This is a genomic window from Streptosporangium sp. NPDC020072 (genome assembly GCF_040631445.1).
Taxonomy (GTDB): Bacteria; Actinomycetota; Actinomycetes; order Streptosporangiales; family Streptosporangiaceae; genus Streptosporangium.
The window spans coordinates 533974-557108 of the sequence record NZ_JBEYAB010000001.1 but is presented as its reverse complement, the minus strand read 5'-3'; the positions used below and the strand labels follow the sequence as shown (position 1 = coordinate 557108).

Below are 23135 nucleotides of genomic sequence, written 5' to 3'. Positions count from 1 at the left end.
TGAGGCACGATGAGGGGACAGGCCGGAAGGAGCCGCATGGGAGCGACCGAGGGTGACCGCCTTGGCCCGTACCACCTGCTGTCCACGCTCGGCGCCGGAGGTTTCGGCGAGGTCCACCTGGCGCTCGACCCCGACGGGCGGACGGTCGCGGTAAAGATCCTGCATCCGCACGTCGCGGCCGACGCCACGGCCCTGGCCCGCCTCTCCCGCGAGGTCGAGACCATGCGGCGGGTCCAGGGGCCGCACGTCGCCGAGGTCCTGGACGCCTCCATGGAGGGCGCCCGCCCCTACCTGGTCACCCGCTACGTGCAGGGCCGCCCGCTCAGCGCGCTGATCTCCGCCGAGGGCGCGGTCCCCGGCGACGATCTCGTACGGCTGGCGCACGGCCTGGCGCGGGCGCTGGCGGCCGTACACGCCGCGGGGGTCGTCCACCGCGACCTCAAGCCGGCCAACGTCATCATGGCCGACGGAGAGCCGGTCGTGATCGACTTCGGTATCGCCTCGGCCCTCGACGCCGCCTCCGTCACGGCGTCGGGGACGGTCATCGGCACTCCCGGATACCTGGCGCCCGAGGTCATCGAGGGCGCGGCGGCGGGCCCGGCGGCCGACCTGTTCTCCTTCGGCGCCACACTCGCCCACGCCGCGACGGGACGGCACCCGTACGGCACCGGCCCGGCCTCGGCGGTCGGCTACCGCGTCGTCCACCACGATCCCGACCTTGAGGGGGTTCCCGGCTGGCTTGAGCCGGTGCTGCGCGAGTGCATGCGGCGTGACCCGGCCGCCAGGCCCACGGCGGCGGAGGTGCTCGGACGCCTCGGGGCCGAGGCCCCGGAGGTCGGCGAGCCGCTCGCACGGCCCCGGCGGGCCTTCGCGGTGCCGGGAGTCTCCACAGGTTCCACGGACTCCTCAGGCGGCGGGGCGGTGGAGACCGGGGTGCACGCGCTGACCACCCGGCAGTGGCGTCCGGGGCGGCGCCCGCCGCAGGGCAGGCTCTCGGCTGAGGAGGCCCTGCGGCGCCGCAGGGTCGTGGTGCACCGTCGCTGGGTCGTCGGCACGGGGCTGCTGACCGCGCTGGCGGCGGCGACGGCGCGCGGCCCGCTGCCGGAGCTGTCGCTGCTGTTGCTGACGGCCTACGGCCTGACGGTGCTCGTGGACGGGGGAGTCGCCCTCCTCGCCCGTAAGGACCGGGGCCGGGCGATCGTCGATCTGGCGGGTGGCGCGGGAGCCGTCATACTCTGGGCCGTTCTGGGCACCTTCTTCAGCACCCTTTCACTCGCGCTCGCGTTGGGTACGGTCCTGTTCGTTCTGGTGGCCATCCTCGTGTCGAGCTGAGCTATGGGACCCGGCCACGATTTCCGGAACATAGTTCGGTATGGTGGGGGTGTGTGACTGGTCGGCCAGCCCTGGCCGTCGGCGTCAGCCGTACGACCCGGGTAGGCTACCGATCGGTAACATGGTGCCGGAGGGCAGGGACGGGACATCCCGGCCGTGCCGTCCGCTGCCGTTCCGCCCACGGGGACCCGGCAGTCTTGGCATCGCGTGCACGTACCCCGCGTGCGCGTAGGGAGCATTCGGCGCTAACCGCAGCGACGCGGTGGCGCACGCGAACACGGGAGGTCGGCCACCGGCCATGAACATCGTCGTCTGCGTGAAGCAAGTCCCCGACACGGCGACCGAGCGCAAGCTGCGGTCCGATGACAAGACGATCGACCGCGACGCCGCCGACGGCGTCATCAACGAGCTGTGCGAGTACGCGGTCGAGGAGGCGCTGCGCCTGAAGGAGGCGCACGGGGGTGAGGTGACCGTCCTCACCATGGGCCCCGACAAGGCGAGCGACACCATCCGCAAGGCCCTGGCCATGGGCGCGGACAAGGCGGTCCACCTGGTCGACGACGCGCTGCACGGCTCCGACGCGCTGGGCACCTCCTACGCCCTGGCGCAGACGCTCAGGAAGATCGGGTTCGACCTGGTCGTGCTCGGCTCCGAGTCGACCGACGCCCGTACCGGAGTGCTCGCCGCCATGCTGGCCGAGCGTCTCGGCGTCCCGCAGCTCACCTTCGCCAACAAGGTCGAGGTGGGCAAGGGCACGATCACCGTCCAGCGCGTCACCGACTACGGCTACGACAGGGTCGAGGCCTCGCTGCCCGCCGTCGTCTCCGTCGTCGAGAAGATCAACGAGCCGCGTTACCCCTCTTTCAAGGGCATCATGGCCGCCAAGAAGAAGCCGGTGGAGAAGCTCGGAGTCGCCGACGCCGAGATCGACGCCGCCCAGGTCGGCCTGGCGGGCTCCTGGAGCGAGGTGACCGACTTCGCCGCGGCTCCGCCGCGCGCGGCGGGCACGATCGTCAAGGACGAGGGCGACGGCGGTGTGAAGGCCGCCGACTTCCTCGCGTCGAAGAAGTTCGTCTGAGAACGGGGGTTGCCTGATATGTCTGAGATTCTCGTTCTGGTCGAGCACGTCGAAGGTCAGGTCAAGAAGGTCACGCTGGAGCTGCTGACGCTCGCCCGAGGGCTGGGCTCGCCGTCGGCGGTCTGGGCCGGGCCCGGATACTCCGCGGAGGCCCAGGCGAAGCTGGCCGAGCACGGCGCCGAGAAGATCTACGTCGCCGACTCCGCCGAGGTCGCTGACTACGTCGTGGCCCCCAAGGCCGAGCTGCTCGCCCAGCTCGTCTCGGAGAAGGCTCCGGCCGCGGTGCTCGTCGCCGCGACGGCCGAGGCCAAGGAGATCGCGGGCAGGCTGGCCATCAAGATCGACTCCGGTGTGCTGACCGACGCGGTCGGTGTGGGGGACGGCCTCGTGGCCGACCAGTCGATCTTCGGTGGCGGGGTCAACGTCCACTCGCGCGTCACGAAGGGCACCCCGATCATCGCGGTCCGCCCCAACGCCACCCCGGTCGAGGCCGCGGCGGGCGCGGGCGCCGAGGAGCGCGTCTCCGTCACGATCTCCGAGGCCGCCAAGGCCGCCAGGATCGTGGAGCGGGTCAAGGAGGAGAAGGGGGCCCGTCCCGAGCTGACCGAGGCCGCGATCGTGGTCTCCGGTGGCCGTGGCGTGGGCTCGGCGGAGAACTTCTCGGTCATCGAGGGGCTCGCCGACTCCCTCGGCGCCGCCGTCGGCGCCTCCCGCGCCGCGACCGACGCGGGCTGGTACCCGCACCAGTTCCAGGTGGGTCAGACCGGCAAGACCGTCTCCCCGCAGCTCTACATCGCCGCGGGCATCTCCGGCGCCATCCAGCACCGGGCCGGGATGCAGACGGCCAAGACGATCGTCGCCATCAACAAGGACCCCGAGGCGCCGATCTTCGAGCTCGCGGACTACGGCGTCGTGGGTGACCTGCACCAGGTCGTCCCGCAGCTGACCGACGAGATCACCAAGCGCAAGTAGTTCACAGGACCACGGAAAACGGCGTCGCGCCCGGGTGCGGCGCCGTTTCCCGTGTGACCGTCCGGCGGCGGGCCCGCCGCCGGACGGCGCTGTCCTCACTCAGGGAGTCCCCAGGCGTCCCCCGACGGTCTGGACCTCCCGTTCACCACGGGTCGTGTGCCCTACGGCACGGTCACCTCACGCACCAGGTGCGAGCTCCACGGGCACCAGGTGTTGCCGGGAAGGAACGCGCCGCCCACCTCGGACAGGTGCTCCTCGACGTAGCCGATCGAGGCGTCGCACACCTCGGTCGCGACGTCGAAGAAGTCGACCGTGGCGGGGTCGTAGTGGTAGCTCCAGGACGGGTTGTAGCTTTCGGTGCCGGTGACGATCTTGCCGATGACGCTGCGCCTGTCGGTGGACAGGCCGCTCAGCAGATCCCTGGCGTGCCGGATCTTGGAGGTGTCGGTGAGCTTGAAGACGAACGTGTCGCTGCCGGCGTCGGCGAACTCGAAGTAGGCCACGGGTCCCAGGGAGGCCTTGGAGGCCGGGCCGGTCTGCTGCGCCTGGGCGGTACCGGCCAGGGCGAGCGTCGAGGCCAAGGCGAGTGCGGTGACCACCGGAAGGACGGGTCGCATGAGCATCTCCTGTTCTGACGGATCGTGAATACGACGTACTTGACAGGCAGTGCACTACCAGTCAGAACTGTAGATCAACGATCAACGACACGTACAGAGGGTTTTCTGCCTTGGTCTCTTATTTGGATGTTGTTCGCATTTAAGACATATATGTCCGGCCTTCCGCGGAATGCGGAAGGCCGGAAAGACGACCTGGTCAGGCGGCCATGGACAGCTCCCGCTCCCGCGTCTCCTCCACGGCGGCCGGTACGGCGGGGCGGGGCAGGAACCGGGCGGCCAGCGCGATCAGCAGCCCCAGGACGACGGCCAGGAAGAGCGCGGTCCTGAGGGTGGTCACATGCGAGACGAACCCGATGATCACCGGGCCGAGCAGCAGTCCCGCGTAGCCCATCGCACCGGTCTGGGCGATGGCCGGACCGGGGTTGGCCGTCGCGCCGCCCGCCAGGGACAGGGCCATCGGGGAGACCGTGGCGACCGCGACGCCGACCAGGAGCATGGCGCCCACGGCGACCGGGGCGGTCGGCGCGCTCAGCACCGCGCCGAAGGTGGCCGCGGTCGCGAGACCCGCGGTGACGATCATGCCTCGGGCGCCGAAGCGGGCCCTGACCCGGTCGCCGGTGAGCCTGCCGAGCAACATGCCCGCCTCGAAGACCGGGTAGCCCAGCGCGGCCACGGCCTCGGCCGCGCCCAGGGTGTCGCGCAGGTACAGGCCGTTCCAGTCGGCGATCGTGCCCTCGACCATGAACGCGCAGAAGGCGATCACACCGAGCAGGTAGACCACCGGAGGCATCCGGCGGCGGCCGGCCGCGGCGGCCTTCTCCGACAGGACGGGGTCGGGCAGGTAGGAACGGCTGATGACGACCAGTACGGGAAGGGAGACGAGCGCCACCAGGATCAGGTGGGCGGTGAACGACAGGCCCGCCGCGATGGCCGCCGTGCCGAGGAGACCCGCGGAGATCGCGCCCACGCACCAGCCCGCGTGCATGCCGTTCATCAGCGGCCTGCCGTAGGCGCGCTCGACCGTCGAGCCCTGCGCGTTCATGGCGACGTCGACCGCGCCGAACGCCATGCCGAACAGCGCCGCGGCGACGAGCAGCAGGGGATAGGTCGGCGCCAGGGCCAGCAGGGCCAGGGTGACCGCGCACAGGGGAGCGCCGACCCGCAGGACGCTCCGGCTGCCAAGCCGTGCCATCACCCCGCGCATCGACTGCATGGTGACCAGCGCGCCCAGCCCCCACACGAGGAGCGTGACGCCGATCGACGCCTCGGAGAGGCCGAGTTTGTCGGACAGCGCCGGGATACGCACGGTCATCGACCCACAGAGCAGGCCGGCCAGCACGAATGTGAGAACTGCCCCGGTTCGGGCTGTCCTCAGGTCGCGGGTCATCACTAAATCCCTTCACAAAAGGTTGTTTCAACGGTGAACGAACGGGGACACACGAGTCGGTCGCTTCCGCACGCGGAAGCGACCGCCAGTGTTCTTGGGGGAGCGCGAGCGCCGTGGGCGGCGCGGGAGGCCCGGCCGTCAGGCGGGCAGCAAGGCCAGCAGACGCCGCTTCAGCTCGGCGTGGCGCTCGTCGTCGTAGAGGGCGGGGTCGTGGGTGGCCACGTCCCACAGCCCCTCACAGGCGAGCCGCACGATCTGGGCGGTCGTGGGGTCGGGCTCGGTGTCGAGCCCCTCACGGTGCCAGCGGGCCATCGCCTCACGCAGGGGGGCGAGCAGATAGGGGTTGCCCGAGGCGCCGGTGACCACGGCCCAGCGTCGCAGCCTGCCACTGCGCACGGCGGCGAAGGTGGCGTGCAGATAGTTCTTTGTGTAGGTGTCGTGGCCCTGGGTGGCGACGAGCTGGTCGAAGTCTTCGATCAGCCGCTCGACCATGCCTTTGATCAGGGCTTCCTTGGTGGCGAAGTGGTAGAGCAGCCCGCCCTTGCTGCAGCCCGCGCGCTCGGCGACGGCCGCCAGGGTGAGCGCCTGGGAGCCCTGGTCGCACAGCAGACTCTCCGCCGCGTCCAGCAACTCCTCCCGCCTCATGCAGAGGACTGTACCGTCCGGACGGTACAGTGGTCAAACCGAGGATGGGCTTCCCGCCGGGCACGGATACCCTTGGAAGGGACAAACGATCTGGGGAAGGGAAGTGCGGCAGTGGAGTCCGCCTATCTCGATCACGCGGCGACCACGCCGATGCTTCCCGAAGCGGTAGAGGCGATGACGGCTCAGCTGGGGCGGGTCGGCAACGCGTCGTCACTGCACACCGCGGGCCGCCGTACGCGCCAGGTCGTCGAGGAGGCCCGCGAGAGCATCGCCGAGGCGCTCGGCGCCCGGCCCAGCGAGGTCGTGTTCACCTCGGGCGGTACCGAGGCCGACAACCTCGCCATCAAGGGCCTCTACTGGTCGCGCAGGGCCAAGGGCGCCAACCGCATCCTGATCAGCGCCGTCGAGCACCACGCCGCGCTCGACCCGGCCCACTGGCTTGGCGACCACCAGGGCGCCGTCGTGGAGTCCCTTGAGGTGGACGAGTACGGCAGGGTGCACCCGCACACCCTGCGCGCCGCCATCGAGCGCGACCCCGGCAGCGTCGCCCTGGTCAGCGTCATGTGGGCCAACAACGAGGTCGGCACCATACAGCCCGTCAGGGTGCTCGCCGCGATCGCCCGCGACCACGGCATCCCCTTCCACACCGACGCCGTCCAGGCCATCGGGCAGCTTCCCGTCGTCTTCGCCGACTCGGGGGTCGACGCCCTCACGCTCTCCGGGCACAAGGTCGGCGGCCCGATGGGCACCGGCGCGCTGCTGCTGGCCAGGGGGATCGACCCGGTCCCCGTGCTGCACGGCGGCGGGCAGGAGCGCGACGTGCGCTCCGGTACCCTCGACGCCCCCTCGGTCGCGGGCATGGCCGCCGCGGTACGGCTCGCGGTCGCCCGGCAGGCCGAGACCGCCGCCCGGCTGACCGCGCTCCGCGACGACCTGGTCGCCAGGATCCGCCAGGCCGTACCCGATGTGATCCTCAACGGAGATCCGGCCAACCGGCTCCCCGGCAACGCGCACTTCTCCTTCCCCGGCTGCGAGGGCGACGCGCTGCTCATGCTCCTGGACGCCAAGGGGGTCGAGTGCTCGACGGGCTCGGCGTGCTCGGCGGGCGTCGCCCAGCCCTCCCACGTCCTGCTCGCCATGGGCGCCGACGCGGTCAGGGCACGTGGTTCGCTGCGTTTCACCCTCGGGCACACCTCGACGCCGTCCGATGTGGACAGGGTCACCGGCGTCATCGCGGGCGTCGTCGAGCGCGCCCGCCGGGCGGGCCTGATCTGACGGCGCCGCCCGGCCCGGCGGAGAGGGCTCCCACGCGGGTACGCTCAAGGGTGTTATGAGACTTCGCGTGCTTGCCGCCATGTCCGGCGGCGTCGACTCAGCGGTGGCGGCGGCCCGCGCCGCCGAGGCCGGTCACGATGTCACCGGCGTCCACCTCGCCCTGTCCGCGAACCCGCAGTCGCATCGCACCGGCGCCAGAGGGTGCTGCACGATCGAGGACTCCCGGGACGCCCGCAGGGCCGCCGACGTGATCGGCATCCCCTTCTACATCTGGGACATGGCCGAACGGTTCCAACGCGACGTGGTCGAGGACTTCGTCAGCGAGTACGCCGCGGGCCGTACGCCCAACCCGTGCCTGCGCTGCAACGAGAAGATCAAGTTCGAGGCGGTCCTCGACCGGGCCCTCGCGCTCGGCTTCGACGCCGTGGCCACCGGCCACCACGCCCGGCTCGTGGACGGCGTGCTCAGCCGCAGCCCCGACGAGGGCAAGGACCAGTCCTACGTGCTCGGCGTGCTCACCAGGGAACAACTCGGCCACGCGATGTTCCCGCTGGGCGACTCGACGAAGGCCCAGGTGCGCGAGGAGGCCGCCAGGCGCGGGCTCATGGTGGCCGACAAGCCCGACAGCCACGACATCTGCTTCATCGCCGACGGCGACACCCGGGGCTTCCTCGAAAGGCGTCTCGGCACGGCCCCCGGGCCGATCGTGGACGCCTCGGGCGAGGTGGTCGGCAGCCACGAGGGTGCCTACGGCTTCACGGTCGGCCAGCGCAAGGGCCTGCACATCGACCGGCCCGCCCCCGACGGGCGTCCGCGCTACGTGCTGTCCATCGAGCCGGTCTCCAACACGGTCACCGTCGGGCCGCGCTCGGCCCTTGAGGTCACCTCCGTCGAGACCGTGCGCCCGGTGTGGAACGGGCCCGTCGCCGAGCCGTACGAGCCGCTGGCCTGCACGGTCCAGCTCCGGGCCCACGGTGAGGTGTACGGCTGCCGCATCCAGGTGTCCGGCGAGGAGGTCCACGTCGCCCTGGACACCCCCGCGACCGGGGTCGCGGCGGGCCAGGCCGCCGTGTTCTACCTGGAGGACACCGTGATCGGATCCGCCACGATCGCCAGGGCCGTGTGACCTTCGCGGGAGGCGAAGGTCACTCCTCGATGGCTCCGCCGACCGCGCGCAGATGGGCGCGGAAGGTCAGGGAGGGGTCTTCGGCGTGTCCTGCCAGGTAGGCGCCGAAGGCCACCTGCTCGCGCAGTGAGGTGCCCGCGTGGATGTGGTCGGCCTGACGCCGTTCGACGTCGCGGATCGCCTCTGCGCGGGTGAACACCTCCTCGGCGCGTCCGGCCGGGATGAAGATCACGCCGTCGTCGTCGCCGAGGACCAGGTCGTCGCGGCCGACCGTCCACTCCCCGACGGCGGCGAACTCCAGCGCGCCCTCAGGACGCTCGTCCAGGCTCAGGGGGCCGGTCGGGATCGAACCCAGGCTGAAGACCGGCAGCCCGATCGCCCGGATGTCGGCCGTGTCGCGGTGCAGCCCCCAGATCACGACCCCCGCGAGCCCGGCGGCCCGGGCCTCAAGGACCACGAGGTCACCGATGCAGCTCTCGTCGAGCCGTCCCCCGTTGTCGGCGACGAGCACGTCACCGGGCGCGGACAGCTCGCACGCCTCAAGGAAGACGTCGACGCTGCCCGCGTGCCTGGCCGGGCACACCCGTCCGGCCAGACGGCCACCGGGCACCGCGGAGCGGGTGCCCGCCGGGGCGCAGCGCACCGCAACCCCGGCGCGCAGGCAGCCGTCCGTCAGATGCGCGGTGGTCAGAGTCTCGAACCGCCGCCGGAGCTCCTTGGGGTCCATGCCGCCCTTCCTCTCGCCGGGGAGATCACGTCGCCTCCCACGGTAGGGCCGGGCCCCCGGCTAGGACAGGGTGACGGACTCACCCGGCGCGAGGCGGCGGATCTCCGCCCCCTGCTTGTCGGCCTCCATCGCCAGCCACCTGTCGACGAGGCCGAGGCCGACGTCGTTGAGCAGGCCGTCATGGGTGGAGAAGGCCCTGGCCGGTCGGACCTGGCGGAGGTAGTCCACCGTCTCGGAGAGCTTCAGCCATGGCGCGTTGGTCGGCACGAGCAGGGTGGGGACCTCGGTCTCCGGCGGGGTGAACGCGTCGCCGGGGTAGAAGACCTCCTCGTCCACCAGGAAACCGACGTTGCTCACGATCGGCGCGTCCGGGTGGTTGGGGGCGTGCCACTCTCCGACGACCCGTACGGCGAAGCCCGCCGTGTCGAAGGTGTCGCCGTGCCGTACGACGTGGATCTTGGCCGGGACGTCGGTCAGGTCGGCCGCCACGGCCTCGTTGGTCCAGATCTCCAGTGACGGCTCGGCCTCGGCCGCCCCGCGCAGCCGTTCCACCTCCACGTGGTCGAAGTGCTCGTGGGTGATGAGCACGGACCGCGCCCCCTGGAGGGCTGACTCCTCGCTGAAGGCCCCGGGGTCGATCACCAGGGCCGAGCCGTTCTTCTCAAGGCGGACACACGCGTGCGTGAACTTCGTCAGCTTCATCGTCCCAGCCTAGGCAGGCCGCTCAGTAGCCGACGTAGCCGGTGCCGGTCTTGGCGCCGACGACGCCGGGCACGTTCGAGACCGAGCCGTAACGGCTGATCGCGTAGCGGACCCCGGCGATGATGTTGTCGACCGGGTTGTAGATGTCGTCGTACCCGCTCAGCTTGTAGCTGCCGAAGGTCGGGTCGATGGTCTGCATCAGCCCCTTGGACGGGGTGCCCGCGGCGGCGTTGGAGTCCCAGAGGTTGATCGCGTGCGGGTTGCCGCCCGACTCGTGCTGGATGATCATGGCGATGTCGGCGGGGTTCATCTTCTCCGGCGGGTAGCCGTGGGACCTGAGGATCTCCAGCGCCTGGTCGATCCACTCCTTGAGCTTCCCGGTCGGTGCGGGGCCGCCACCGGGCGGGGGCGCGCCGCTCGGCCCGTAACCTCCTGAGGTGACCGGGTTCGGTGTCCCGGTGTCGCCGTGCGGCGCGAGGTGCGGCCGGTAGCCGACCGTCCTCTCCCACACGACCGTACGGCCGGCGCCCGGTACGAACGTCTGGTCGAGGGGGGCCGGGATGTCGGCGAAGGAGATCTTCCTTTCGGCCATGTGCTTCTTGACGGCGGCCAGCGCCTGGGTGACGGCCTTGTCGGCGGCCTCCATGTGGGGGCGCGCTCCGGTGACGGCGCCGTTCACCAGCGAGGTGATGTGCGGCTGCAGGTCCTTCTCCTCGGCCTTCGGGTTGGCCGTGCGGTAGGCGGACACGTCGTCGAGGAGGGTCGAGCAGATGGAGCGGACCTTCGCCTCCGCGCCACGCAGCACCCCGGCCGCCGTGTCGAGGGTGTTGGCGCAGCCCGCCAGCGCGTCGTGCAGGGCCTCCGCGGCGCGGCCGTACTTGCGCATGTAGGTGTCGAAGGCGTCCGCGGACTCGCCCTGCCAGGCGTCGTTGACCGTGTTGACGACGGTGCCGAGCCGCCCGGCGTGCTCGTTGAGTTTGCCCGCCGTACCACGCCAGCGGGTCGCGACGGCGCTGACGGCGTCGGCGTCGGCGTTCACCTTGTTCAGGAGGTCGGAGAGCGTACCGCCGCCGGGGAGACCGGAGATCGCCTCGGTCGTGTCCGCGGTCACCGCTCCCCGCCCGCGCGGTTGGCCGTACGGACGTTGTCCTCGATGTCGTTCAGGGCGCGCTCGACGTCCTTGAGCTTGCCGGTGACGTTCGTCAGCTCCCCGTCGACCGTCTTCTCGATCCCGTCGAGGAACTCGGCCAGGGCGGATGAGTCGGTCAGCCTGCCGAAGATGGTGGAGTCGGTCGTCTTGGCCGGATACGGACCACCCAGTTCGCCGAAGTTCTTCATCAGTTCGTGCACGGTCGTACGGCACTGCTCAAGCGCGTCGTAGCTGTAGTCGATCCCCGCCACTTCTACCCCCTATGCGAGACCGGCTAATCGATCATAAGGGGCAGATCGCTCAATGTGTCGGGGCGGCCCTCCCGGCACCGGGTGAGGGCCGCCCCGAGGTGGGCTACTTGGCCGGAGTGATCGCGACCGTGGTGGTGTAGGTCCGGTACGGCGTCACCAGCTCGGTGGCCTCGATCTGGTAGCGGCCGGGGACGCACCCCCTGCCCAGCACGGGCAGCGCGAAGCGGCCGTTGTTGTCCGCCCTGAGCCGGGTGCCGTCCCTGAGACTGGTGGCGATGCAGGCCTCGTTCAGGCCGTTGCTGGTGAACCGGACGTAGCCTTTCTCGGCGAAGCCGTAGCCGTTGACGACGAAGGCGATGTCGCCGTCGGCGTCGGCGGTCGCCGGGGTGGTCCTGAGCGCGGGGACACCGGTGCCGGGCAGCGGATGGCCGATGGTCACTCTGGCGAAGTAGGTGCGGTAGGGCGACTCAAGCTCGGTGGCCTCGACCCGGTAGACGCCGCTGACGCACCCACGGGCCGCCCCGACGAGGTTGAAGTAGCCGTTGCGGTCGGCCCGCAGGACGACCCGCCTGAGGTTGGTGTCCTCACACGAGGAGTTCAGCGACGTGCTGTTGACGGCGACCTTGATCAGGGAGGGGAAGGACCGGCCCTCGACGGCGAAGGCGACGTCGCCACCGGCGGTGGGGGAGACGGTCGACGGGGTCGTCGTCAGCAGGGCGTCGTCCGCCTGCGCGCCCGAGGCCGGTAGACCGCCCAGCAGTGAGGCGGCGGCGACGGCGGCGGTGAACATGAGGCGTTTGACATTCATGGATCAGGTTTCCTCGCGTTGTCCTCGGTGGTTCCCCTGTGCCCTTTGAGGCGCACAATTTGATCTTCTTGGTGGCCACCGGTTCAGGCCTTCGTTCGGCGGCAACGAGAACGGAAAGAACCGTAAATCAATCGCCTGTTCCCTGGTCTTTCTGACAAAGCCCGTCAATTTCATGGGGGAGGTGGGCCCGCCTCGCCGAATCTGTCCGTCGCCGCGCATGTCGATCGGCCACTCACGCGGGGCCGTTCTCGTCGCGCCGGGGCGGCCGCCGGTGCCGCGGCCTGGGGGTCTGGCAGATCCGGCCCCTGTTGCGGCCCGCCATGACCTCGGCCACCGGCACCCCGGGCGGCGGTGAGCCGTCCTCGCCCGGGCGCTCGGCCACCCCTTCCGGTACCGGTTCCCGCGCGAGGCCGGACGCCTCGCGCGGGTCGGCGTTCTAACAGCTGCTGGAGGACGCGGCGTAGTAGATGGACCTTCCCTCAGGAGCGACGATGGGAGCGTAGAGCAGCGTGACGGTGGTCCGGCCAGGTATGTACTTGGGGCCGTAGTCCGCCCAATAGGGGATCTCGACGCACACGTACTTTCCGGTGCTGCACTCGTTGTAGACGTCCACCTTGTGGGTGGTGCCCGAGGAGTACCACTCCCCGTGCTGGACGCCACAGGCCGCCGCGCCGGTTGAGGAGGCAGAGGCCGCGCCGGCCGTCATTCCGGTGCCGGTGAACGCGAGCGCCGCGATCGCGGCCGCGGCGACGATCCTGCTTCTTACCGTCATGTTTTCCCCTGTTCTGAGATGTGTGCTGGTGAGGAGCGGTGAAACGGACTAGCAGTAATAGACGCTGTTTCCCTGGTTGATCGAGGTGGGGGCGTAGGCGACGTCACGCCACTCATAGGCGTTGAGGGTGTAGCGGGGGATGGGGAACCAGGCGGGCCGGTAGGGAATGGCGATGCACACCGTCCTCTTCGAGTTGCACTCGTTCTGGAGGCGGACGTGACGGTATCCGCCGATGGTGTACCACGGCTCGTGCTGGACGTTGCAGGCCGCCGCGCTGCCGGCCGTGCCGCTCGCCGTCGTGGCCGCGCCGGCGGCGGGCCCCGCGATCAGCGCGGTGGCGCCGGCGAGCACCACCAGACCGACCGTGATCTTCTTTTTCATGCGTGCTTCTTTCGTCGCATTGCCTCTGCGGCGCGGATGTGTTCGAAAACGAATGGCGCGCCGGCTGAAACGCATCGGATATCCCCGGCCGTGGTGTTTTCGCAGGCCGGGGGCTTACGGCTTCGAGTCTCGGCGGCCCGGGAATTGTCCGGAACCCTCGTTCGTCACTGCAGACAAACTTGATTGACCCGATGTGGCTGTGTATTTTGTGCTGGTTTGCCGTTTCTGATGGGAATTAGTCACATTCGGGGAGAGTAAGTTGGGGGAACGCGCAGGGCGCCGGGAACGGCCGGTCGATCCCACCGATGGTCCGGTGGCCGCATTCGCCGTGGAGTTACGCAAATTACGTGAGGAGGCGGGTGGCCCGACCTACCGCGCCATGGCGGCGCGCGCGCATTTCTCAGCCGCCACGCTGGCCCAGGCGGCGGCCGGGGACAGACTGCCGACCCTGCCGGTCACGCTGGCCTACGTCGAGGCGTGCGGCGGGGACACCCAGGAGTGGCGGGCCAGGTGGGAGGAGGCCCGCGCCGCCCAGCGGGAACACGCGGCCAGGAACGGCGAGACCGCGCGGGCGCCGTACCGGGGGCTGGCGAGGTTCGAGACCGAGGACCAGGCCTACTTCTTCGGCCGGTCGGCGCTGGTGGAGCGGCTGGTGACGCTGCTGGAGGCGCACCGGTTCGTACTGGTCGTCGGTCCGTCGGGAAGCGGCAAGTCCTCTCTCCTGCGCGCGGGACTGGTGCCGGCCCTGCGCGGGCGCGCCGTACGGGTCCTGACACCGGGCGCGCACCCGCGACTGCCCGGCGACGCCGCCGACGTGCTCGTGATCGACCAGTTCGAGGAGGCCTTCACCCTGTGCGAGGACCCGGCCGAGCGCCGGAGGTTCGTCGACGCGCTGATGGCCGCCGGACGCGACGACCGGCGCACCCGGGTGGTGCTGGCCGTACGTGCCGACTTCTTCGGCCAGTTCACCCACCATTCGGACCTGGTCGAGGCCGTCAGGGACGCCACCGTCCCGGTCGGCCCGATGAGCCCGGCCGAACTGCGTGAGGCGATCGTCAAACCCGCCACGGCGGCGGGACTGATCGTGCAACGCGAACTGACCACCCGGATCCTCGACGAGGTCGCCGGGCAGCCGGGCGGGTTGCCGCTGATGTCGCACGCCCTGCTGGAGACCTGGCGGCGCCACCACGGCAAGGCCCTGACCGTCGAGGCGTACGAGGCGGCGGGAGGCATCGACGGCGCCGTCGCCCGCACCTCGGAGGAACTCTACGAGGAACTCACCCCCGAGCAGCGGGAACGGCTGCGCCACCTGCTGCTGCGCCTGGTCACCCCGGGAGAGGCGGGCGCGCAGGACACCCGGCGCCCGGCCGGGCGCGCCGAACTGGTCACCGGAGGCCCGGACGACCCCGGCCCCCTGCTGCTGGAACGGCTGGCGTGCGCCCGTCTGATCACTATCGACGACGAAACGGCCGATCTGGCGCACGAGGCGTTGCTGACCGCCTGGCCCCGGCTGCGCTCCTGGGTCGAGGAGGACCGTGAACGCCTGCGCGTGCACCGCCGCCTCACCGAGGCGGCCGACGCCTGGCAGGCGCACGCCCGCGACCCCGGAGGCCTCTACCGGGGGCTGCGCCTGTCGCTGGCGCGCACGCACCTCGCCGAACGGGCCGGCGAGCTCACCCCGCTGGAGCGGGACTTCCTCACCGCCAGTACGGAGGGGCGTCATGGCGAACGCCGCAGGAGCAGGCTGCGCGCCTTCCTCATCGGTGTGCTGGCGACCGCCATGGTGATCACGGGTTCGCTGGTCTGGCAGCAGAATCTCGTACGTGACCGGCAGGAACGCGAGGAGCAGGCCCGCCGCGCCGCCGGCTATGCCGCGAGCCTGCGCCAGACCGACCCGCAGCTGTCCATGCGGCTCAGCCTGGCCGCCTGGCGCCTGGCCGACCTTCCCGAGACGCGGGCGAACCTCCGTACGGCGAGCCTCCAGGCCCAGCAGGAGGTCTTCACCGATCCGGACACCGGGTCCGACACCGTGCGCTGGCTCAGCTCCGACGGCCGCTTCCTGTACAGCATGGGCGCGGACAAGGTCGTCCGCTGGGACGTGGAGACCCACCGGGTCGTCACGACCACGCCGGGGCCGGCCCGCTGGCTGGGCAACGTGGGAAAGGGCCAGGGAGATCCACTCTGGCTGCCCGTGCACTACCCCACGGCCTCCGAGACGGTCGAGGTGACGCTGCGGGACATGACGACCGGTCAACGCGACCCGCGGCCTCTCGACGACGCCAACCGGGGAGTGGAGGTCGCCCCGAGTGGACGGCGCGTCGTCACCTACCAGGCGAACGGCTCCCACCATCGCGTCCGTGTCTGGGACGCTTCCGCCAGACGGTTGATCGTGCAGGTGAACGTTCGCAGAAAGGGAGGTCCCGTCCGGCGAACAGGCGATTGGTCGTCCACCCTGGCGATGTCGCGCGCGTTGCAGAACGGGCGCTACCTGACCGAATCGAATGTCCCGGACGCGACGCTCAGCGCCGATGACACGACAATGGCCCTCTGCGTGCCCGGCACGCCGGTGCGGGTGTGGGACCTCAGGACCGGCCGAGAGCCGGACGTCCCCAACATGCCCACGCCCTCCGTCGATCAGTGCCGTGAGGAGAGCCTGCGTCTGTCCCCGGACGGGCGGCGGCTGTTGATGACGACCGGCACGAAGATCCGGCTCTGGGATCTGCCGTCGGGCAGAGAACTCCCCGCCATCAAGGAAGCAGGCGTGGACGAGATCGGTTTCAGCGCGGACGGCGCTTTCCTCGCGACGGCCAACTCCGACGAACTCCTCGTGTGGCGGATCGGCGTTTCGGACGCTCCGCTGTTCCGCCATCCGTTGGCCGGTGAACGCGCCTTCGACATCAGAGTCGATCCGGCCGCGGGCCAGGCGCGCTATCTCGCCGGGGCATCCAACGCCTTTTCGTGGCCCGCGACCGTCAGGACACTGAAGCTGAACCCCGTCGTCAACGCCGACTGGCGGGACGAGAGCGCTACCTCCGCCTTTTTCAGCTCTAACGAGAACACACTCGTCACCGTCTACCCGAATCGGGTCGAACTCCGGGACACCAGGACCGGACGACGGCTTCCCGGGCCTCCTCCGGTCCCCTGCCGAGAGATGGGCACCATGATGCCGGAATGCCACGTGACCGCGGCGTTCCGTCCCGACGGAGCGGTCCTGGCCTACGGCGACACCCGCCTCGAACCTTTCGACGCCCGGATGTGGGACCTCGCCGGTCGGCGCGTCGCCGGCAGCGCCGGCCCCTTCGACAGCGCCACGTCTGTCGCCTACACCCGGGACGCGGGCACTCTGCTGGTCAGCGGGCCGCCCACGAATGGTTCGCTCGTCCTGTGGGACCTGAACCGGGGCGTCACCACCACGACGGTCCCCGGTGTCAACGGCAAGATCGTCCTGGCTCCGTCCGGGCGGTTACTGATCACTACCGGGGGGCAGGTCGTCGACCTCGTCTCCGGCCGCGCCGTCGTGCGCGAGAGCGGCCTTCACTCGGCGAGCGCGCTGTCCTTCAGCGCCGACGGCAGATTCCTGGCCGTCGGCGACGAGACGGGACGGACCGCCCTGTGGGACGGCACCGCACGACGTCAGTTGGGCGCGTTGATCTCCGCCTCGCCGTATACGTCGAGCTGGGTCAGCAGCCTGGCCTTCTCCGCCGACGGGAGCGTCCTCGCCGTGGGCACGGTCAACGGCACGGTGCAGCTGTGGGACACCGCCACCCGGCAGCCGATCGGCGCGCCCATCTCCACCCCGAGCGGATTCGTCACCGCGATGACGTTCGACGGTGACACCCTGTACGTGGCGGGCGAGCACATCCCCCTGCGGCGTTACGACCTCACCCCGGAGGCCGCCGCGCGGACCGTCTGCCAGAGGGCGGGCCACGGTCTCGGCCCGGCCGAATGGGCGACCCACTTCCCCGGCTACCCCTACCAGGCCACCTGTGCCTAGGGTCGCCGACGGTGGAGGACGACCTCCGGGTAGCGGTTCGACGGCCCATCGAGGAGGGGTTCCCGCGAACCGCGCAGATGCCTGTCGAAGAACGCCGTCGAGTAGGCGTTCACGATCTCGTGCACCCGCCCGGGGTCGGCGGGGCCGGTGACCCCCAGGTACGGGAACAGCGGTGACCAGGAGGGGACGTCCGTCAGGTTCACATGGAACATGTCCGGCACCTGGACGAAGTAGCCGTCGCCCTTCAGGTTGCCGAACGCGGTCCGCATGGAGGTCTGGTGCTGGGCGATGTCCACCTTGTTCCACTTCTCCTGCCGCATCGTCCGCGCGTCCCGCGTGATCCACAGCACCGGTCGCCCGAGCCCGGGGGACACGACGTCGTCGGGCATCGGGGCGTCCATGACGAGGCAGGCGCCGAGCCGTGTCTCGGTACGGCACGCCTCACCGGCCACGATGCCGCCGAGGGACACGCCGAACGCGCCCACCCGCCGCATGTCCAGTTTCCCGGTCAGCAGGCGCTCGGGGTCGGAGGCGTTCAACGCCGTCAGCCGGTCGAGGACGAAGGAGACGTCCCGCACGAGATAGGGAACGATGCCCTCCGGATAGGACCTGCCCTGGAACGTCGGGGCGGTCCTCGCCGGGCTGACGCTCTGCTGTACCAGGGCGTTCAGTTCGTTCTTCCGGAAACCGGTGACATGCCGGCCGTCGGGGAAGGTCACCGAGGCCGCGATGTAGGGGTGGTCCACGGCGACCACGACGTATCCGTGGGAGACGAGCTCCTCCACCTGGAAGGTGTTCATCTGGCGGAAGCCGTTGAAGCCCTCAAGGAACACGAGGACCGGATGGACGCCGGCGGACACCGGCACCGACTCCCTCGCGTTCGTCGTCACGTACCGCAGGTGGTCGAACGTGAACGACGGCAGGTCGATCATCCTGGCCAGCGCCGGAGCGAGCGCCTCGACGCCCTCGGCGTAGGCCGCGCGCTCCCCGCCGGAGGAGCGCGCGGCCGGGTACCAGACCTGGGTCATGAGCTCACGGCGGGCGGCGGGGTCGGCGCTGAAGGTCTCCTGGCGGGAGGCGTCCGTCCAGTGGTACGTCACGGTGCCGACGCCGTACGGGCCCGTGGGCTCGGGGAAGGTGAAGACCGGCAGGACGACGGGTGGCGGGAGGACGACGAGGAGTCCCAGAACACCGAGACTCACACCGAGGAGGCCCCTGAGCCGCCGTCCCCACAACCACACCAGGAAGAACGAGAGGGCCAGCGCGTACGCGGGGAACAGCTGCCAGCGCGCGCCCTCGACGACGACCTGCGCCACGGCGGCCAGGAGCGCGACGGGCGGCACGTGGTTCACCGGCCTCATCCCGCGCAGCCGTGGCAGCGCCAGGGTGAGGAACGACAATGTCGTGGTCGCGAGCGCGACGAACTCAAGCGGCCGCACGGCCTGGCCTCCCGTCCGTTCCAGGTGAACCCCGCTCAGCCGGCCCCGATCACCGCCGGTGCGGGCTCCTCCGACCGCCGGGAGAGGCTCTCGCCCTCGATGTCGAGGTTGGGCAGCACGCGGGACAGGGGGCGGGGCAGCCACCAGGCGGCGCGGCCGAGCAGGGACATCACGGCGGGCACCAGCGTCATGCGGACGACGAAGGCGTCGATGAGCACGCCGACGGCCAGGGCGAAGCCCATGGACTTGATGATCGGGTCGTGCATGAAGACGAAGCCGCCGAAGACGGAGGTCATGATGAGCGCGGCGGCGGTGACGACGCGGGCGTTGTGGCCCAGGCCGTTCACGGTCGCCCGCTGGGCGGTGTCACCGTGGACGAAGTCCTCCCGCATGCGCGAGACCAGGAAGACCTCGTAGTCCATGGCCAGGCCGAACAGGATGCCGATGAGCAGGATCGGCAGGAAGCTGACCAGCGGCCCCGGCCTGCCGACGCCGAGCAGGTCCGCCAGGTGCCCCTGCTGGAAGATGGCCACGGTGATGCCGAACGTGGCGCCGATCGTGAGCAGGAAGCCGAGCGCGGCCTTCAGCGGGACCAGGATCGACCGGAAGACCAGCAGGAGCAGCAGGATGGACAGCCCGACCACGAGCAGCAGGTAGACGGGCATCGCGTCGGCGAGCTTGGCCGAGATGTCGATGCCGATCGCGGTCACGCCGGAGAGCGCGACGCGGGCGCCCTGGATGTCGTCCATCCGTTCGCGGATGGCGTGCACGGTCTGCTCGGTCACGGCGTCGGCGGGACCCGTCTTGGGGATGACGGTCAGCAGCGCGGTCGTGCCCTGGGCGTTGGCCTGCGGCGGGGTGACGGCGAGCACTCCCGGGGTGGTCTGGATGGCGCCCGCGGCCTGCTTGGCGGCGTTCGCGGTCGCCTGGGCGTCGTCACCGGTGACGACGGCGATCAGACGGCCGTTGAAGCCGGGGCCGAACCCCTCACTGATCAGGTCGTACGCCTTGCGGGCCGTCGAGCCCTCGGCGGCGGTGCCCGCGTCGGGCAGCGCCAGGCGCATGTCCCTGGCGGGCAGGGCCAGCGCGCCGAGCACGACGACGGCGACGACCAGCACCGGGACGCGCAGACGGGTGACGAGCCGTCCCCAGCGGAAACCCATGGCCTCGCGGTCGTCGCCGGTGCCCGTGTCCGCACCCGCGCGCTGCCTGCGGGGCAGCACCCGCGCGCCGGCGAAGCCGAGGATGGCGGGCAGCAGGGTCAGCGCGACGAGTACGGCCAGCGCCACCGTCGCCGCCGCGGCCAGACCCATGACGCTCAGGAACGGGATGCCGACCACGGCCAGGCCCGCCAGGGCGATGATGACCGTGGCCCCGGCGAAGACGACGGCCGATCCGGCGGTGCCGGTCGCCCGTCCGGCGGCCTCCTCGGCCTCCATGCCCTCGGCCAGGTACTGGCGGTAGCGGGAGGTGATGAACAGCGAGTAGTCGATCCCGACGGCCAGGCCGAGCATCAGCGCCAGGACGGGGGCGACGTTGCTCAGCTCGACCACGCCGGACAGGGAGAACAGGCCCGCCATCCCGGCGCCGACGCCGATCAGGGCGTTGAGCAGCGTCATGCCCGCCGCGACCAGGGAGCCGAAGGTGACGACGAGGACGACGGCGGCGATCAGGACGCCGAACGCCTCGGTCGAGCCGATCTCGACCTCGGCCTTCATGATCTCGCCGCCGTGCTCGACCCGCAGGCCGGGGGTGGTGGCCCCGGCCCGTTCGTAGGCCGCGCGCTGGGCGTCGGTGATCTTGTCGAGAGGGCTGTCGAACTGGACCTGGACCAGCGCGTGGCGGCCGTCGGGGGAGACGGCGCCGACCTGGAAGGGGTCCATCGCGGCCAGCACCCCGGGTACGGCCGCCGCCTCACGCACGATCGGCGCGAGGGCGGCCGGGTCCAGTTTGCCGCCCTCGGGCGCGGCGACGACGATGGTGCCGGTCGTGCCGCCGGCCTGGGGGAACTGTCGCCGCAGGGAGTCCAGCGCACGCTGGGACTCGGTGCCGGGCATGGTGAAGTTGTCGGTCGTCGGCCCGGAGAACGCGGCGGCGGCCCCGCCGAGCAGGGCGAGCAGGATGAGCCAGGCGGCGAGCACGCGCCCGCGCCTGCGGAAGGAGAACCGGCCGAGCCGGTACAGCACAGCAGCCATGGAGAGGGAGGGGTCCGTTCAGGCGAGGTCCGGCGTCCGGCGGAGGCCGGGCCGGTCCGGGGTGGTTCAGGGGTGGTCGGGCTCGCGGCCCAGGGTGCGCAGCGCGCCGCGGATCATCTCGGCGCGCAGGACCTCCTCGGGCACGCCGAGATCGTCGGCGGCGGTGACGGAGACGGCGCCCAGGACCATGTAGGCGGCGATCGTGTCCGAGGGCGCGGTCGAGCCCCCGGCCAGTGCCGTGAGTAACCGCCTGATGGCGGCGGGGACGGCGCCGAGCGCCGGGTGGACGGTCATCGTGGGGATGTCCTGGAACAGGATCCGGACTTCCAGCCGGAACCGCAGGGCCAGGTCGACGAAGCCGGTGACGGCCGCCCGTGCGGCCTGCTCACCGTCCAGTCCGACGAGCCGGGTCCGCAGCGCGGCCAGGCCCTCGCCCGCCGGGGTCAGCAGTTCGGTGAGGATCGCGTCCTTGCTCGCGAAGTGGTAGAGCAACGCCGCCTTCGAACAGCCCGCGACCTGGGCGATGTCGTGCAGTGAGGTGCCCTTGTAACCGCTGTCGGAGAACAACCGCAGCGCCGAGCGCAGGATGTGCTCACGCAGAGCGGAAGGGGGACGTGCCATGCCCCAATGATAACTGTCCGATCGGTCAGATCTGACCGATCGGACAGGAATGGAGACGTTCGGGCCCTCGGTGTGGTCACGAGGAGGCCGGGAGGTCTCCAGAACGCCGATGGAAGTACGGCGTGCCGGGGGTGGAGATCGACCCGCGCGGGATCAGGGGGCCGGAGAGGGGGCCGGGGTCCCGGGAGGCGTGGTGGGGAACGGCGGGAAGGGTCCGCCGGGCCAGTCCTGACCGTCGTGGACGGCGTCGGGGTCGACACCGAGGGTGATCGAGGCGCTGATGCCCCTGGCCACGTGCCTGGGGTCGTAGCGCACGTCGAGCATGCCGTCGGCGGTGGTGTCGCCGGTGTAGAGCATGTCCTGCTCGTTGGTGGTGCGGGTCTTGGTGTTGGTCGAGTACGGCCTCAGCACGGAGACGGCCTCGATCAGCTTCTCGGGGAAGTAGAGCTGACCGGTGTGGCAGTCGTTGCCGCCCAGGTAGGCGCCGTGCCGGAAGACACCGTTGACGTGGACCTTGACGTGGATGTGGATCGCGCGGCCGATGTACCAGCCGGGGAAGGCGCTCCTGAAGGTGACCCAGCCGTTCCTGTCGGTCATCTGGAAGCCGCGGAAGTAGGTGGTGTCGCTGTCGGGCTCGGCGTGCATGCCGCCGCCGGGGGCGCCGGTGGGCATGTCCGTCGGGAAGGCGGTGGGGAACGCGGTCGGGAAGCCGGGGCCGTCACCCGAGGAGGCCTTCTCGTAGCTGGAGTAGATGCCCAGCGCGTCACAGTGCCAGATGTCGACGGCCTTGTTGCGCAGCGGCCTGCAGTTCTCCGAGTCGACGATCCGGATGCGCAGCAGCAGCGGGACGCCGGGCTTGTGCTCGGTGATGTTCGAACGGTACTTGTCGTAGTCCAGGTAGTAGGGCCCCTCGATGGTCTCCTTGGAGAGCGGCAGGCAGAGCTTGCTCGTGGGAGTGGGGACGGTGGGGGTGGGGGTGTGCGCGGCACCGGCCGTCGTGCTCGCGGACGCGGTCGAGGCCAGGTAGCCGGTGCCCAGGCCGGCGGCGGCGATGCTGACCCCGCCCGCGATGAGGAGCTGTCGGCGGTTCGGTTTCGGTGCGCTGGTTTCTTCCATGCGCACGAACATTAGGGGCGCCGTGTGAAAAAAGTCTAAGAAAATGGGCTGGATTCTGATGTTACGTAACGGAAATGTGATCCACGGGGGAGCGGTTGCGTCACGGGTATTAACCAAATCTTATATGCGAAAGATATGGTTCGGACGCCGGTGGTTACTCTCTGTAAATAAATCGGTTTCCCGTTGACGGTGTGACGGGCGCCCCGCCGGTGGGGCGGGGCGCCGTGCCTCGGTCAGGCGCGCTTCCAGCGCCACCGCCCGTTGGGGTAGCGCGTGCACGTGTACTTACGGCCGGTGGCCTTGGCGTAGCCGTACCTGCCGTGGGCGGCGGCGGGGCAGTAGGCGCCGGGGGTGACGCAGTTCCAGTGGTTGCCCGAGCGCTGGTAGGTGCACGAGACCGTCGCGCCCGCGGGCACGGCGGCGGCCACCAGGGCCGAGGCGGTGGTGGGTACGAGCACGGAGGCGGTCAGGGCCGCGGAGACCACGAGACGTCTGAGCAAGGAGCGCTCCCAGCGTGTGGGGATGAACGGTGAACACCGAGGAGACG

Annotated in this window: 22 protein-coding genes; 6 read left to right on the top strand and 16 right to left on the bottom strand. The window is 70.6% G+C overall.

What is annotated here, in order from left to right; translation table 11 throughout:
• Positions 1 to 36: 36 nt before the first annotated feature.
• The 3 genes from ABZ470_RS02660 to ABZ470_RS02650 all read left to right on the top strand — a co-directional run bounded on the left by ABZ470_RS02660 (position 37) and on the right by ABZ470_RS02650 (position 3382).
• Positions 37 to 1332 (top strand): serine/threonine-protein kinase, encoded by a 1296-nt coding sequence (locus ABZ470_RS02660; RefSeq protein WP_362909503.1) that lies wholly within the window; start codon positions 37 to 39, stop codon positions 1330 to 1332.
• A gap of 298 nt (positions 1333 to 1630) precedes the next feature.
• A complete protein-coding gene (locus ABZ470_RS02655) occupies positions 1631 to 2410 on the top strand; it encodes an electron transfer flavoprotein subunit beta/FixA family protein (protein ID WP_362780575.1) in 780 nt (259 codons plus the stop codon).
• A gap of 18 nt (positions 2411 to 2428) precedes the next feature.
• Complete coding sequence (locus ABZ470_RS02650; RefSeq protein ID WP_362909501.1) at positions 2429 to 3382, top strand: electron transfer flavoprotein subunit alpha/FixB family protein; 954 nt, start codon at positions 2429 to 2431, stop codon at positions 3380 to 3382.
• 161 nt (positions 3383 to 3543) lie between these two features.
• Here ABZ470_RS02650 and ABZ470_RS02645 read toward each other — a convergent pair whose 3' ends face one another.
• The 3 genes from ABZ470_RS02645 to ABZ470_RS02635 all read right to left on the bottom strand — a co-directional run bounded on the left by ABZ470_RS02645 (position 3544) and on the right by ABZ470_RS02635 (position 6031).
• Complete coding sequence (locus ABZ470_RS02645; RefSeq protein ID WP_352015204.1) at positions 3544 to 3999, bottom strand: calmodulin-binding protein; 456 nt, start codon at positions 3997 to 3999, stop codon at positions 3544 to 3546.
• Positions 4000 to 4195: 196 nt separating this feature from the next.
• Positions 4196 to 5386 (bottom strand): MFS transporter, encoded by a 1191-nt coding sequence (locus tag ABZ470_RS02640; RefSeq protein ID WP_352015205.1) that lies wholly within the window; start codon positions 5384 to 5386, stop codon positions 4196 to 4198.
• A 138-nt stretch (positions 5387 to 5524) separates the two neighbouring features.
• Positions 5525 to 6031, bottom strand: a complete 507-nt coding sequence (locus ABZ470_RS02635) for a TetR/AcrR family transcriptional regulator (RefSeq protein WP_352010178.1) — start codon at positions 6029 to 6031, stop codon at positions 5525 to 5527.
• A gap of 111 nt (positions 6032 to 6142) precedes the next feature.
• Between ABZ470_RS02635 and ABZ470_RS02630 the strand changes: the two genes are divergently transcribed.
• Both ABZ470_RS02630 and mnmA read left to right on the top strand, forming a co-directional pair.
• Positions 6143 to 7306: a cysteine desulfurase family protein gene (locus ABZ470_RS02630; protein WP_362774279.1), complete on the top strand. Its 1164-nt coding sequence runs from the start codon at positions 6143 to 6145 to the stop codon at positions 7304 to 7306.
• Positions 7307 to 7361: 55 nt separating this feature from the next.
• Complete coding sequence (gene mnmA, locus ABZ470_RS02625) at positions 7362 to 8432, top strand: tRNA 2-thiouridine(34) synthase MnmA (protein ID WP_362774276.1); 1071 nt, start codon at positions 7362 to 7364, stop codon at positions 8430 to 8432.
• Positions 8433 to 8451: 19 nt separating this feature from the next.
• Here mnmA and ABZ470_RS02620 read toward each other — a convergent pair whose 3' ends face one another.
• From ABZ470_RS02620 to ABZ470_RS02585, 8 genes are all read right to left on the bottom strand, one after another.
• Positions 8452 to 9159, bottom strand: a complete 708-nt coding sequence (locus ABZ470_RS02620; RefSeq protein WP_362909499.1) for an RraA family protein — start codon at positions 9157 to 9159, stop codon at positions 8452 to 8454.
• A gap of 60 nt (positions 9160 to 9219) precedes the next feature.
• Positions 9220 to 9861: an MBL fold metallo-hydrolase gene (locus ABZ470_RS02615; protein WP_352010182.1), complete on the bottom strand. Its 642-nt coding sequence runs from the start codon at positions 9859 to 9861 to the stop codon at positions 9220 to 9222.
• A gap of 22 nt (positions 9862 to 9883) precedes the next feature.
• Positions 9884 to 10972 carry a WXG100 family type VII secretion target gene (locus tag ABZ470_RS02610; RefSeq protein ID WP_362909497.1) on the bottom strand — a complete coding sequence of 363 codons (1089 nt, stop codon included), beginning with the start codon at positions 10970 to 10972 and terminating at the stop codon, positions 9884 to 9886.
• Positions 10969 to 11262, bottom strand: a complete 294-nt coding sequence (locus ABZ470_RS02605) for a hypothetical protein (protein ID WP_352010184.1) — start codon at positions 11260 to 11262, stop codon at positions 10969 to 10971. The genes ABZ470_RS02610 and ABZ470_RS02605 overlap by 4 nt, the downstream gene beginning before the upstream one ends.
• 103 nt (positions 11263 to 11365) lie before the next feature.
• Positions 11366 to 12070 carry a hypothetical protein gene (locus ABZ470_RS02600; RefSeq protein ID WP_362909495.1) on the bottom strand — a complete coding sequence of 235 codons (705 nt, stop codon included), beginning with the start codon at positions 12068 to 12070 and terminating at the stop codon, positions 11366 to 11368.
• Positions 12071 to 12302: 232 nt separating this feature from the next.
• Positions 12303 to 12452 (bottom strand): hypothetical protein, encoded by a 150-nt coding sequence (locus ABZ470_RS02595; RefSeq protein WP_362909493.1) that lies wholly within the window; start codon positions 12450 to 12452, stop codon positions 12303 to 12305.
• Positions 12453 to 12506: 54 nt separating this feature from the next.
• Positions 12507 to 12842 (bottom strand): hypothetical protein, encoded by a 336-nt coding sequence (locus tag ABZ470_RS02590; RefSeq protein ID WP_362909492.1) that lies wholly within the window; start codon positions 12840 to 12842, stop codon positions 12507 to 12509.
• A gap of 48 nt (positions 12843 to 12890) precedes the next feature.
• Positions 12891 to 13223 (bottom strand): hypothetical protein, encoded by a 333-nt coding sequence (locus ABZ470_RS02585; protein ID WP_362909490.1) that lies wholly within the window; start codon positions 13221 to 13223, stop codon positions 12891 to 12893.
• 313 nt (positions 13224 to 13536) lie between these two features.
• On the opposite strand from ABZ470_RS02585, the gene ABZ470_RS02580 reads away from it, so the two are divergent.
• Positions 13537 to 17217 carry a hypothetical protein gene (locus tag ABZ470_RS02580; RefSeq protein WP_362909488.1) on the top strand — a complete coding sequence of 1227 codons (3681 nt, stop codon included), beginning with the start codon at positions 13537 to 13539 and terminating at the stop codon, positions 17215 to 17217.
• Here ABZ470_RS02580 and ABZ470_RS02575 read toward each other — a convergent pair.
• From ABZ470_RS02575 to ABZ470_RS02555, 5 genes are all read right to left on the bottom strand, one after another.
• A complete protein-coding gene (locus ABZ470_RS02575) occupies positions 17214 to 18656 on the bottom strand; it encodes a hypothetical protein (RefSeq protein WP_362909486.1) in 1443 nt (480 codons plus the stop codon). The genes ABZ470_RS02580 and ABZ470_RS02575 overlap by 4 nt on opposite strands.
• Before the next feature lie 35 nt (positions 18657 to 18691).
• Positions 18692 to 20851 (bottom strand): MMPL family transporter, encoded by a 2160-nt coding sequence (locus ABZ470_RS02570; RefSeq protein WP_362909484.1) that lies wholly within the window; start codon positions 20849 to 20851, stop codon positions 18692 to 18694.
• A gap of 66 nt (positions 20852 to 20917) precedes the next feature.
• Entirely contained in the window at positions 20918 to 21472 is a 555-nt protein-coding gene (locus tag ABZ470_RS02565) for a TetR family transcriptional regulator (RefSeq protein ID WP_362909482.1), read from the bottom strand.
• A 153-nt stretch (positions 21473 to 21625) separates the two neighbouring features.
• Positions 21626 to 22588 (bottom strand): intradiol ring-cleavage dioxygenase, encoded by a 963-nt coding sequence (locus ABZ470_RS02560; protein ID WP_352010192.1) that lies wholly within the window; start codon positions 22586 to 22588, stop codon positions 21626 to 21628.
• A 233-nt stretch (positions 22589 to 22821) separates the two neighbouring features.
• Positions 22822 to 23088, bottom strand: a complete 267-nt coding sequence (locus tag ABZ470_RS02555; protein ID WP_362909479.1) for a hypothetical protein — start codon at positions 23086 to 23088, stop codon at positions 22822 to 22824.
• Between the last annotated feature and the right edge of the window lie 47 nt (positions 23089 to 23135).

Coding starts and splice junctions, on each gene's coding strand:
- ABZ470_RS02660 (WP_362909503.1), top strand. CDS start 37: ATGGGAGCGACCGAGGGTGACCGCCTTGGCCCGTACCACCTGCTGTCC.
- ABZ470_RS02655 (WP_362780575.1), top strand. CDS start 1,631: ATGAACATCGTCGTCTGCGTGAAGCAAGTCCCCGACACGGCGACCGAG.
- ABZ470_RS02650 (WP_362909501.1), top strand. CDS start 2,429: ATGTCTGAGATTCTCGTTCTGGTCGAGCACGTCGAAGGTCAGGTCAAG.
- ABZ470_RS02645 (WP_352015204.1), bottom strand. CDS start 3,999: ATGCGACCCGTCCTTCCGGTGGTCACCGCACTCGCCTTGGCCTCGACG.
- ABZ470_RS02640 (WP_352015205.1), bottom strand. CDS start 5,386: ATGACCCGCGACCTGAGGACAGCCCGAACCGGGGCAGTTCTCACATTC.
- ABZ470_RS02635 (WP_352010178.1), bottom strand. CDS start 6,031: ATGAGGCGGGAGGAGTTGCTGGACGCGGCGGAGAGTCTGCTGTGCGAC.
- mnmA (WP_362774276.1), top strand. CDS start 7,362: ATGAGACTTCGCGTGCTTGCCGCCATGTCCGGCGGCGTCGACTCAGCG.
- ABZ470_RS02620 (WP_362909499.1), bottom strand. CDS start 9,159: ATGGACCCCAAGGAGCTCCGGCGGCGGTTCGAGACTCTGACCACCGCG.
- ABZ470_RS02615 (WP_352010182.1), bottom strand. CDS start 9,861: ATGAAGCTGACGAAGTTCACGCACGCGTGTGTCCGCCTTGAGAAGAAC.
- ABZ470_RS02600 (WP_362909495.1), bottom strand. CDS start 12,070: ATGAATGTCAAACGCCTCATGTTCACCGCCGCCGTCGCCGCCGCCTCA.
- ABZ470_RS02590 (WP_362909492.1), bottom strand. CDS start 12,842: ATGACGGTAAGAAGCAGGATCGTCGCCGCGGCCGCGATCGCGGCGCTC.
- ABZ470_RS02585 (WP_362909490.1), bottom strand. CDS start 13,223: ATGAAAAAGAAGATCACGGTCGGTCTGGTGGTGCTCGCCGGCGCCACC.
- ABZ470_RS02570 (WP_362909484.1), bottom strand. CDS start 20,851: ATGGCTGCTGTGCTGTACCGGCTCGGCCGGTTCTCCTTCCGCAGGCGC.
- ABZ470_RS02565 (WP_362909482.1), bottom strand. CDS start 21,472: ATGGCACGTCCCCCTTCCGCTCTGCGTGAGCACATCCTGCGCTCGGCG.
- ABZ470_RS02560 (WP_352010192.1), bottom strand. CDS start 22,588: ATGGAAGAAACCAGCGCACCGAAACCGAACCGCCGACAGCTCCTCATC.